Raw genomic sequence first — 228 nt, forward strand, 5'->3', positions numbered from 1 at the left:
ACGCCGGCCATCCGCGCGCAGATCGCGGCCGCCTACGAGCGCTCCCGCACCCGGATGGCGGCCGAACTGCACGGCGTCGATCCCGAGGTCGACCAGCGCCATGTGCACGGAGCCGATGGCGCGGGCGGTGCGCTGGTCGACCTCGGGATCGACGCCGTGCAGTTCGGCCGCCATCCGGGTGCGGGAGCGCTCGTAGGCGGCCGCGATCTGCGCGCGGATGGCCGGCGT

1 protein-coding gene is annotated in these 228 nt (G+C 75.4%); it reads right to left on the bottom strand.

The features are described from left to right. A partial coding sequence (locus tag DEF28_RS27895) for a hypothetical protein (RefSeq protein WP_199493606.1) occupies positions 1-228 on the bottom strand: 228 nt, incomplete at both ends.

It is taken from the genome of Marinitenerispora sediminis (assembly GCF_003336425.1).
Lineage (GTDB): Bacteria > Actinomycetota > Actinomycetes > Streptosporangiales > Streptosporangiaceae > Marinitenerispora > Marinitenerispora sediminis.